Source organism: Caballeronia sp. SEWSISQ10-4 2 (assembly GCF_030464885.1).
Lineage (GTDB): Bacteria > Pseudomonadota > Gammaproteobacteria > Burkholderiales > Burkholderiaceae > Caballeronia.
Genome location: NZ_JALPRJ010000039.1, coordinates 80,172 through 87,424, shown reverse-complemented (window position 1 = coordinate 87,424; position 7,253 = coordinate 80,172). Strand labels below are relative to the sequence as shown.

The window sequence follows — 7,253 nt, the reverse complement described above, 5'->3', positions numbered from 1 at the left end:
ATGCCTGACCTTGCGTGAGAACGGTAAGCGCAGGCAGAACCATCGCCTTGACACCCGCGCGCACGCACAGGGTCGCCACACGCCGCTGTGAATCCACCGATGCCGACGGCATCGCGATGATCGCCGTATCGGCCTTGAGTTGTTCCGCCCACAGCGGCAGTTCGCTGATCGATCCCAAGACCTTGTGGCCGAGGATCTCGCGGCCGCGTTTGGCGGGGTCATCGTCGAGCAGACCCACCAGACGCCATTCGCTCGAGCGCGCCAACTCGCGAACGAGGTTTGCCCCCGCCGTACCCGCGCCCAGCACGATCACCGGCTTGCCCTTGCCGATCAAGCCACCGTACAGATAAAACTCCTTGATCGCGCGGTAGATAGCACGGGATCCACCCGTCGCCATGAACAACAGCAACGGCGACACGATCAGCACAGAACGGGGAATGATGGGCGACGGCTGCAACATCGCTGCACCAATCATCACGATCAGCGCACCGCTCGCCACCGCCTTGGAAATCCGCATGAGGTCGGGCAAGCTCGCGAACACCCACATACCGCGATACAACCCGAAGACGCGAAACATCAGCGCGTAGATCACCACGACCCACACGAGCGCATTGATACCGCCGTGCCAGAAATCGTCAGGGACCGAGCCATTGAACCGCAGCGCGTACGCGGCGAGCCAAGCCACGGCCACCGCCACGAGGTCGAACCCGAATGCCGCAGCGGAGAGCCACGAAGGCTTAATTCGCATCGTTATCGTTACCTTGAGTGAGGGTGAATTGCCGCCAACGGCGGTCGATCTGCCAGCCAACCAAGGCCAGAACAACGTACCACGCCCCGAAGAGGATCCACTGGACCGTGGGCGGTACGCGAAGTGCTAAGAGCGCCACGCAACCGCTGCCCAACATGAGCAAGTAATACGCCAAGGCCACGCGGACGTGGCTTTCAGTCAGTCTCACCAACCGCTGATAGTAATGCTCACGATGCGCCAGCCAGACCTTTTCGCCGCGCGCAAGACGGCGTGCGAGGGTCACGGTGGCATCGGCGACGAAAGGCGCGAACACAAGAGCCGGGAACCAGATCGGCCAAACGCCGTGCTGCCAGCCCCAGAAACCCAGCGCACCGGCCAGGAAACCGAGCGGGATCGAACCTGCGTCGCCGAGGAATATCTTGGCCGGATGATGGTTAAAAATCAAGAAACCCACCGCTGCACCGGCCACCGCCGCCGCGGCCACTGCAAGCGTTGGCTGCAACGCCACCGCCGCAATCGCGTAAAAACCGAAACCGAACATCGTCATGCCGCCAGCAAGACCGTCGGAACCGTCCATGAAATTGTAAAGATTGACCACCCAGACCAGCGCGACCACGGCAAGCAGCGCCAGCCACCAGGTAATACTCACCGAGCTCCATGCAATGGCCCCGGCCACCACGATCAGATGCGCGGCGAAGCGCACGCGGGCGGGCAGCCCTCGCCGGTCGTCGATCTGGGACACCACACCCAGCAGCAAGGCCCCGAGCGCGATCCAGCCAAACGATGGTGCGCAGAGTGCGACGGCGAGCAGCATGGCCGGTAGTACGCCCCAGCCGCCCACACGCGGCACCGGACGTACATGAAGCGATCGGTGATTCGGGATATCGACTGCAATATCCCAGGCCCAGCCTGTACGCAACAGCAACAGCAAAATGCACGCGCACACCACGCACGCGACGCCCGCGGCGAAGAACAAAATCATCGGCATTTGCGCCAGCGATGTCATCGGCGCGCCTCCTGAAATGCCCGTACCGTCCGGGCGATACCTTCGGCCACCGTCGTGGGCGGTCTCCAGCCAAGGCCCGTGCGCAACCGCGAGCTGTCCATGCGCAGCGGGCTCGCCAGGCGGTCGACCTGGGCCGAGCGCCCGGTCAATACACCCGCCGCGCGCAGCCATGAAGCCGGCACGGGCAACAGGCGCGCGGGTTTGCCGAAGGCTTGCGCTAGTGCTCGGATCATCTGCGCGACGCTGAGATCGTCGCCATCGGTAACGTGGAAAACACCGTCGGTCGGCTCTGAGCGTGTCGCGACGAAACGAATGGCATCGGCGAGATTGCCAACGTAGACCATGCTGCGACGGGCATCGATTGAACCAAGCGGCAGGGGAACGCCGCGCTCCACGGCCCGCATCAATTGTTCGAAATTAGCTCGCACGCCGGGCCCATAGACCAGCGGCGGACGCAGCACCACCACCTCCACACCCTGCTCCCGGCCAAAGCCTGCCAGCGCCCGTTCGGCTTCGAGCTTCGTAATGCCGTATGGATCTGCCGGCGCCGGCGGATCGTCCTCGCGCCACGGCCGGCCCGGTTCGCCCTCGCCCAGCGCCTTGATGCTGCTGACAAAAACCAGCCGCTTCACGCCCGCACGCAACGCTGCGCGCGCCACGTTGAGCGACCCTTCCACGTTGACCGCGCGATACGCGCCGAGCGGGTCGCCCGCGCTGTCCTTCATCACGTGAACACGCGCAGCGAGATGCACCAAGACGTCGGCGGGAGGCAAAGCGGCGAGGCTCGAGAAGTTATCGTCGGCGATCAGTTGTTCGTGCACGCGCGGCTCGCAGCCGCCCGGCCGCCGTACAAGCGCCGTCACGTCGTGACCCGCATCGCAGAACGTCGCGCACGTTGCACGGCCCACAAAGCCGTTAGCCCCGGTGACGATTACTCGCATGACAGCGATCTCCACAGCTTCATGCCGACAATCCGCGATACACCGCGCACGTCTGGGCGACGGTCGCGCCCCAGGTCAGATCGGCGGCCCGCCGCAAGCCCCTGGCGATAAGTTCGTCGCGCAGAGCCGGATCGCCGAGCAGGCGCTCCATACCGGCCGCGATGTCGTCGATGGAATACGGATCCACCTCCCACGTGGCCCCCGCCGATACCTCCGGCAACGAGGTCAGATTCGATGTCAGCACGGCCACGCCGCTCGCCATGGCTTCGGCAACAGGCAGACCGAAGCCTTCGAATAACGACGGATAAGCAAACAATGCCGCCGATGCATACAGTTTTAGTAAATTTTCCCGCGGCACATAGCCGGGCACCACAATCTGGTTATCACGCGCGAGAGGTTCGATGACGCGCATCAACGCGGAATTCTTCCAGCCGTCCGCGCCGATCAGCACGAGCGGAAAGGCGCTGCGCATCTCCGCGGGCAGGCGCGCGAACGCTTCGACCAGCCGCTGCAGATTCTTGCGCGGCTGCAGCGTGCACACGGACAGCACGAAACCGCGATGCTTCAGGCCAAGCTCGGCGAGCGCCTCGGCGCACGATTCCGCCGAATACGGCTGGAACGCCGCTTCCACGCCCAGATGAATGGTGACGATCTTCGACTCTGGAACGCCGTAGATATCGACGATATCGTTCGCCGTGTAATGACTATCCGCGATCACGACCTGCGCTTGCCGCAGCGTTTTCGGCAGCTCGCGGTCCAGATATTCCACCGCCACGCGTGGATGAAACTCCGGATGCCGCCGATGCGACAAGTCGTGAATGGTCACGACAGTCGGGCCCTTGTACCGCGAGGCCACGAAGTTGGTCTCGTGATAAACATAGCCGCGGCGGGCAAAATCATCGCGCACTTCACGCGACTTGATCGCCCGCACGATCGTCCTTCCGCGATACAAACCGGGTAGGCTGCGCGCCTTCTGCAGCACCTTCGCCGCGATGCCCTCGCTGAACTGCACGCCCTTACTCAATGCCACGCGTTGATTGATCAGCGCGAGCAAGCGGTCGCCTTCGAAACGCTCTGCGCCCACCCAGCCCGCCAGCCCCTGCACATCCGGCTCATCGCGCAATCCTTCCAGCAGATGCTGCGTGTAGTAGCCGACGCCGCTTCTCGGTGGACGAAGTGAGTTGAGATCGAAAAGCAGTTTCATGCGTTAGCGTTTAGTTGGCGTGGTGAACAAACAAAAAGCAAAAAGAGGTCTGCGATGACGGTTTAGCCGTCATCGACCGCTGCATGCAAATAAGTTTCAAGCCGTTTCAAGACTCTTACAGCCGGGATAAAAGCCGCCTAAGCAGACCGCTCTGCATCCGTCCTGTTTTCCTGATCGATTGGACAGATTTTCCCGTGCGAGAGCCCCGCTCTCGCCGCGGCTCAGCGCGCTTCGCGTACCCTGGACGCAACCTCGGAATTTAACACACCGGCCCTTTACCCCAATTTGCCTGACAACACTTGCCGGATAGAACAGTCCTGTCGCTTCCTTACCCGCGCAAGCTTATACAACAAGCGATAGAAGTCGCCCATACACGATATCAAAACCCCCTTCTCGCGGCGAGCCGTGGGGGGCTCGATTGCTGCAACAACAGTAACCAGATGTTCTGAAACAGGGCACCGCCGTCTCGAAATCCGCTAAAATCGCCGCTTCCCTGCCCCAATTCAGTCTTTTTCGAGCCGTTCAATGAACATCATTCCCGTCATTATTTGTGGGGGCGCGGGTACCCGCCTGTGGCCGGTGTCCCGCGAAGCCTTCCCTAAGCCGCTGCTGAAACTGGCCGATGGGCAGAGCCTGCTGCAAAAGACGTTTCTGCGCGCATCGCATGTGGCGAGCGCCAATGAAGTGGTCATCGTTACGAATCGCGAAACGTATTTCCTGACGAAAGACGAATGTGTTGACGCCAAATCGGGTGTGAATCAGCTTGGCTTCATCCTGGAACCGTCGGCGCGCAATACCGCTGCGGCCATCGGCGTGGCGGCGGAAGTCGTGCGCCAGCAGCATGGCGCGGACGCGATCATGCTCGTGATGCCTGCCGACCAGCTCGTGGAAGACGAAGCCGCATTCGGCGCCGCCGTAGAACACGCGGCGCGTGCTGCGCAGGAAGGCCGGATTGTCACGTTCGGGATTCGGCCGACCAAGCCGGAAACGGGCTACGGTTACATCGAATTCGAAAGCGCGCCGTTGGCCGGCTCGGAAGCCGTGCACAAGGTCGTGCAGTTCGTCGAGAAGCCGCAGTTGGCCGTGGCTGAAGAACTCGTCGCCGATGGCCGGCATCTGTGGAACGCCGGCATGTTCTGCTTCACCGCCGAGACCATGCTCGCCGAGCTCGAGAAGTACGCTCCGACCGTGCTCGAACCGGCCATTGCCGCGGTTATCGATGCGAAGCGCAGTACGTCGAAGGATGGTTACACCGTCGAGCTCGATGGCGCGCAATTCAGCCGTGCTGAAGATATCTCCATCGACTATGCCGTGATGGAACGCTCGGACAACGTCAACGTCGTGCCGTGCGAAATGGGCTGGAGCGACATTGGCTCGTGGCTGTCCATCAGCGAACTCACCTCGCCTGATGCACGCGGCAACCGCATTCATGGCGAAGCCGAGCTGTACGAAGTCGACAACTGCTTTATCCGCAGCGAAGACGGCCGCATGATCGGTGCGGTGGGCGTGCAGGACCTGATCGTTGTAGATACCGCCGATGCGCTGCTGATTGCATCGCGTGACCGGGCGCAGGACGTAAAGCAGATCGTCGCCAAGCTCAAGAAGGTCAATCACGATGCGTACCGGCTGCACCGGACGGTGCATCGTCCGTGGGGCACGTACACCGTGCTCGAAGAAGGCGATCGCTTCAAGATGAAGCGCATTGTGGTGAAGCCGAATGCGCAACTGTCGTTGCAGATGCACCATCACCGTAGCGAGCACTGGATCGTGGTGAGCGGTTGCGCGGACATTGTCAACGGTGAGCAGATCATCTCGCTGCAGCCGAACGAGTCGACCTACATTCCCGCCGGGCACAAGCATCGGCTCATCAATCCGGGGGTGATGGATCTCGTGCTGATCGAAGTGCAATGCGGCGAGTATCTTGGTGAAGACGATATCGTCCGCTTCGAGGACGTTTATGGCCGCGTGCCGGCCTGATTGCTACTAGCTTCTCTTAGCAACCGCCGCCGGGGAATGTGAAGAACGCGGCGGGTGCTTTGCTCGCTTTATCGCCGGCTGGATCCCATCCGCCGGCCACCTCAGCGGGATCTATGCGCGTTTTACACTTCTATAAGACGTACAAGCCCGATTCGATGGGCGGCGTCGAAGAACTGATCGGCCAGATTTGTTCGGGCGCCGCGAAGCGCGGCGTGACGAGCGAAGTGCTGACCGTGTCCAAGGACACGAGCACGGTCGACTTCGGCGATCACCTTCACCATCGCGCGAAACTCGATGTCGAGATTGCGTCGTCGGCGTTCTCGCTCGCGGCGTTTCGGCGCTTTCGCGAACTGGCCGAACACGCCGATCTGATTCACTACCATTTCCCCTGGCCGTTCGCCGATGTCGTGCACTTCGCTTCGCGTGTGCATAAACCGTCGATCGTGACATATCACTCGGATATCGTGCGGCAGAAAGTGTTGCTGCAGTTTTATAAGCCGCTGCGGGACCGCTTCCTGGCGAGCGTGGACAAGATCGTGGCGACGTCGCCGAACTACCTGGCGACGAGCGAGGTGCTGCAGCGGTATCGCGACAAAGTCGAAGTGATTCCGATCGGGCTGGACGAGACGTCGTATGCGACGCCGACGGCCGAGAAATTGCGGTACTGGCGCGAGCGCGCCGGGCCGAAGTTCTTTTTGTTCGTTGGCAATCTCCGGTATTACAAGGGCTTGCACGTGCTCCTCGATGCGCTGCCGGGAACGGAGTTCCGGGTGGTGATCGTCGGGTCGGGGCCGGTCGAGCGGGAGCTGCGGGCGCAGGCGGAACGGTTGAAGTTGAACAACGTGGATTTTGTCGGGCCGGTAGGTGACGACGACAAGATCGCCCTGCTCACGCTCTGTCATGCGCTGACGTTCCCGTCGCATTTGCGGTCTGAAGCGTTCGGGATCTCGCTGCTGGAAGCGGCGATGTTCGGGAAGGCGATGATATCGACGGAGATCGGGACCGGGACCTCGTATGTGAACGTGGATGGGGAGACGGGGCTGGTGGTGCCGCCTAGTGATCCGGGTGCGTTGCGCGAGGCGATGGGGAGGTTGTGGGGGGATGACGCCTTGGCGACAAATCTGGGAGCAAAGGCGCGGGAGCGCTTTCAAGCGAAGTTCACAGCCGAAAAAATGGTAGACGGCTATGTGGATTTATACAGGCGGCTAGCCAACGCCAGCGGTGCGGCCACAGTCCGCTAGACGGCATCAAGCGCGCAAAGACATAGCCCGGGACTTCCCCGGACTATCGTCACGGTCGAAACCGTACTCTATAATGCGCAAATTCCCTTTCGATAGCTTACCGAATCTGTCTATGCGGTAGATAACGCGTAGACAC

At 61.6% G+C, this 7,253-nt stretch carries 6 protein-coding genes; 2 read left to right on the top strand and 4 right to left on the bottom strand.

All coding sequences use genetic code 11. From position 1 onward, the window contains the following. The 4 genes from M0D69_RS25190 to M0D69_RS25175 all read right to left on the bottom strand — a co-directional run. The coding region (locus tag M0D69_RS25190; protein WP_367619759.1) for a nucleoside-diphosphate sugar epimerase/dehydratase at positions 1-748 on the bottom strand (748 nt) is incomplete at its 3' end. Further along, positions 738-1,754: a glycosyltransferase family 4 protein gene (locus M0D69_RS25185; protein ID WP_301784579.1), complete on the bottom strand. Its 1,017-nt coding sequence runs from the start codon at positions 1,752-1,754 to the stop codon at positions 738-740. The genes M0D69_RS25185 and M0D69_RS25190, both read right to left, overlap by 11 nt. Continuing rightward, a complete protein-coding gene (locus tag M0D69_RS25180; RefSeq protein ID WP_301784578.1) occupies positions 1,751-2,695 on the bottom strand; it encodes an SDR family oxidoreductase in 945 nt (314 codons plus the stop codon). Before M0D69_RS25180 ends, M0D69_RS25185 begins: the two co-directional genes overlap by 4 nt. 19 nt (positions 2,696-2,714) lie before the next feature. Further along, positions 2,715-3,899: a glycosyltransferase family 1 protein gene (locus M0D69_RS25175; protein WP_301784577.1), complete on the bottom strand. Its 1,185-nt coding sequence runs from the start codon at positions 3,897-3,899 to the stop codon at positions 2,715-2,717. A gap of 525 nt (positions 3,900-4,424) precedes the next feature. Here M0D69_RS25175 and M0D69_RS25170 point away from each other — a divergent pair. Further along, positions 4,425-5,876: a mannose-1-phosphate guanylyltransferase/mannose-6-phosphate isomerase gene (locus M0D69_RS25170; protein WP_301784576.1), complete on the top strand. Its 1,452-nt coding sequence runs from the start codon at positions 4,425-4,427 to the stop codon at positions 5,874-5,876. Between the two features lie 113 nt (positions 5,877-5,989). After that, entirely contained in the window at positions 5,990-7,117 is a 1,128-nt protein-coding gene (locus tag M0D69_RS25165) for a glycosyltransferase family 4 protein (protein WP_301784575.1), read from the top strand. Positions 7,118-7,253 lie beyond the last annotated feature (136 nt).

Excerpts from the sequence above, each read along its gene's own strand:
- M0D69_RS25170 (WP_301784576.1), top strand. The coding sequence starts at position 4,425 with ATGAACATCATTCCCGTCATTATTTGTGGGGGCGCGGGTACCCGCCTG.
- M0D69_RS25180 (WP_301784578.1), bottom strand. The coding sequence starts at position 2,695 with ATGCGAGTAATCGTCACCGGGGCTAACGGCTTTGTGGGCCGTGCAACG.
- M0D69_RS25165 (WP_301784575.1), top strand. The coding sequence starts at position 5,990 with ATGCGCGTTTTACACTTCTATAAGACGTACAAGCCCGATTCGATGGGC.
- M0D69_RS25175 (WP_301784577.1), bottom strand. The coding sequence starts at position 3,899 with ATGAAACTGCTTTTCGATCTCAACTCACTTCGTCCACCGAGAAGCGGC.
- M0D69_RS25185 (WP_301784579.1), bottom strand. The coding sequence starts at position 1,754 with ATGACATCGCTGGCGCAAATGCCGATGATTTTGTTCTTCGCCGCGGGC.